The organism is Ruegeria sp. YTSC002 (assembly GCF_059609845.1).
Map to the genome: position 1 here is coordinate 1 of NZ_JBXWML010000035.1, position 1,446 is coordinate 1,446.

Consider the following 1,446-nt stretch of genomic DNA (forward strand, 5'->3'; position numbering starts at 1 on the left):
ACGGCGCCGCCGAACTTACTTTAAGCCGCCAACTCTTCGCGCACACGCGTGAGCTGCAGCGCAGCGTCGGCAGCCTCACGACCCTTTACCACAAAGTGCTGCCGGTAAATCCGGGAGTGATGCTCGGTTTCCTGATACTGATGCGGGGTAAGGGACACCGACAAAACAGGCACACCGCTTTCAAGACCCGCCTGCATCAGGCCGTTCACCACCGCCTGGGCAACAAAGTCGTGCCGATAAATGCCGCCGTCCACAACAAATGCCGCAGCGACTACTTCCTCATATCGCCCCGACTTCGCTAGGTCGCGCAACCGCAGGGTAATCTCATCGTGTCGGGAAAAGCAATAACGCACATGAGATGGTGTCATCCTACCTCCCAAGCCGGAACAAACTCCTCAATGTGCGAGTCCGCAATGCGCTGCTCACCGGGAAATCTTCTACTCTTGAGAGAGAACCACAGATCAAAATCGAAGGTTGGAGCAAGCACTACAACAAAAAACTGCCTCACAACGCTCTAAGGTACCTTCCACCGGTACCCGAAGCCATCGTCCAAATAAACCAAAGGCCAGACAGACATTAACAATCATATCGGTCGAATCAAATCAGACTGCCCAATCGTGGCTTTCAGAATGTACCATACCGCAAGAGGTTGTCTAACGCTTCACGCTTTTCATGCTCATCCAAATCCCCGCTACATCGATTGGAGAAATTCTCTTCTATCTGTCGAGGAGTTCGCTTCGCGAATTTGTCAATCAGTAAGGCAAGAAGAAGACCTGGTTTGAAAACAACTATGTGAAGGCATTTCTTCATGAACAGAACTTTCGATGGTCCCGGCTTTCGTTCCTTTTGCTCCACTAATACCATGTAATACCAGATTAGCATACCAGAAATTTTGGTAGCGGGGTGATTGTAAGCCGTGAAGCGGTCCGGTTTTGGGTCGATCGGCTTGACCGACATATTGCGGACAGCATCAGGACAGTCCGGCCTGTGCCTAGCGACAAATGGCATCTCGATGAAATCGTTATTCAATCCTGGCTTCCGGTAGTCTTTCAAAAAGGTCGAGTAACACGGCGTCGGCCTCTTCGGGGGGGCAGAGACGTTCAAAACGGTCGAGTTTGCCCGCATCGCGAATTACGTGGACGGTATCAGCGAGATCCAGAACGAACGCACCGCGTGTGCATTGTTCAAAGCGGTCAAAACTTAGCCCTGTAAAGACAGCGATCATTGCTGTGGCTTTTCGGACCGATTTTGGATAATATGCTTTGGTATGTCCAATTTGGGCGACCAATTGTGATTCGCTTTATGTCCACCACTCCCTTTGCCCCACTGAAGAACCGGCAGTTCAGAAACCTGTGGTGCGCCAATTTGGTGTCACTGTACCCTAATTAATCAGAATTTGCGGATTCACGGCGTTCCGGGGCGTTTTTGTACCCTTAATTGCAATAT

The 1,446-nt window shown here is 50.8% G+C and carries 3 protein-coding genes and 1 pseudogene; 2 read left to right on the forward strand and 2 right to left on the reverse strand.

Going from position 1 to position 1,446, the window contains the following annotated elements; genetic code table 11:
- Positions 1 to 20: 20 nt before the first annotated feature.
- Positions 21 to 368, reverse strand: coding sequence for a 6,7-dimethyl-8-ribityllumazine synthase (locus tag AC2FFD_RS22225; protein WP_496874162.1), 348 nt, complete (start codon positions 366 to 368; stop codon positions 21 to 23).
- On the opposite strand from AC2FFD_RS22225, the gene AC2FFD_RS22230 reads away from it, so the two are divergent.
- The gene (locus tag AC2FFD_RS22230; RefSeq protein ID WP_496874163.1) at positions 359 to 580 is read left to right on the forward strand and encodes an integrase core domain-containing protein; all 222 of its coding nucleotides are present in this window, start codon (positions 359 to 361) and stop codon (positions 578 to 580) included. The two genes, AC2FFD_RS22225 and AC2FFD_RS22230, sit on opposite strands and share 10 nt — an antisense overlap.
- Positions 581 to 900: 320 nt before the next feature.
- Positions 901 to 1,026: pseudogene (locus AC2FFD_RS22235) on the forward strand (IS6 family transposase); the annotation flags it as partial.
- Here AC2FFD_RS22235 and AC2FFD_RS22240 read toward each other — a convergent pair.
- A complete protein-coding gene (locus tag AC2FFD_RS22240; RefSeq protein ID WP_496874164.1) occupies positions 1,022 to 1,225 on the reverse strand; it encodes a hypothetical protein in 204 nt (67 codons plus the stop codon). The pseudogene AC2FFD_RS22235 and the gene AC2FFD_RS22240 overlap by 5 nt on opposite strands.
- Between the last annotated feature and the right edge of the window lie 221 nt (positions 1,226 to 1,446).